This window comes from Mesorhizobium sp. M7A.F.Ca.CA.002.15.2.1, assembly GCF_003998715.1.
In the GTDB taxonomy this organism is placed as follows: domain Bacteria; phylum Pseudomonadota; class Alphaproteobacteria; order Rhizobiales; family Rhizobiaceae; genus Mesorhizobium; species Mesorhizobium ciceri.
In genome coordinates, this window is sequence record NZ_RZPI01001046.1 from 1 (window position 1) to 1159 (window position 1159).

General features: G+C 59.3%; 1 protein-coding gene and 1 pseudogene. One reads left to right on the top strand and one right to left on the bottom strand.

What is annotated here, in order from left to right; genetic code table 11:
* Window positions 1-191 precede the first annotated feature (191 nt).
* On the top strand, window positions 192-953 hold the full coding sequence (locus ENZ74_RS32425; protein WP_013531572.1) for a GNAT family N-acetyltransferase: 762 nt from the start codon (window positions 192-194) through the stop codon (window positions 951-953).
* Window positions 954-957: 4 nt separating this feature from the next.
* Here ENZ74_RS32425 and ENZ74_RS32430 read toward each other — a convergent pair.
* A pseudogene (locus ENZ74_RS32430) lies at window positions 958-1159 on the bottom strand (MBL fold metallo-hydrolase); the annotation flags it as partial.

The window sequence follows — 1159 nt, forward strand, 5'->3', positions numbered from 1 at the left end:
GCCTCCAAGGGAACTGGAAAGTGAAGTCGGGGACCGCCGCATCCATGCCGCTCGCCGTATCCAAAAGTCGCATAAGATAGATTATGGAACTAACGCATGGGCCAAGAACTGTAAATTGCCGCTGATTCTCATAGGCTTGAGCCGATTGTGGCGTATTGCCTTGAGCGGATCGCCAACGCTAGGCTGTTGAAATGAAGATGGCAAACAGCGAGATCGAAGCGGCAATCGAAGTGTTCGTGCATGGCTTCAGCGCTGATAGGAGCCGCACCTTTCCTTACGAGGCCAGCCGCGTTGGACCATTGTGGCTGATGCGCGATGCCGAACGCAAGAATCCTCGCGATTACCGCGGCGAAGAATGGGTCGTCCATGACGTCGCCGCTCAAGAGACCGATGCCGTCGTGCGGCAGCATGCGCGGCCGGGCTTTGCCATTTCCGTTGTGATCGCGAACGACGATCCGGACGGGCCGACACGAACCGCCTACAAAGCTCTCGGCTACCGGCTGCTGCGGACCGAAGGCTTTTTCGTCCACCGATTGCACCGGATTCCGAACCCGCCATCGGTTGCTTCGGTCGAACGCGTGCAGACGGCCGAACGGGCGGCACAGTTGGGAAAGATCATCCGCAGGCAGCCGATCCCAGACGATTTGCTCGGCGACACCGCGCCGTTCCGCCAGTATGTGGCAATCGACGGCGCCGACATCGTTGGGCGCGTTCGCAGCCTGGATGCCGTGGGAGCCACCTGGTGTTCGAGCATGTATGTCGAGCCGTCGCACCGGCGTCGCGGCATTGGTCAGGCTTTGATATCGAAAATGTTGCACGACGATCGCGCGCGCGGGTCAAGGTACTCGGTGCTGGCAGCAACCCATGCCGGGGCGCTGCTTTATCCCCGGATGGGCTACGAGCGGATCGGAACGCTGCTGATATTTGCACCAAGGAGCCGAAAGCCCTCATGAAGCTCTATTCGCATCGTGCTGATTCATAAGGGATTTCTATAACCATGCCGTCATAGGCGGGTTCGACATTGGCTGGTGTCTCGGCCATCACCGAGACGTAGTCGAGCGGCACGTGCATATGTGTCAGCACCGCATGTATCGGCGCCAGCCGCTGGATCCATTCAAGCGCTTCGCCAAGTGACAGATGACTTGGATGCGTCCGGTAC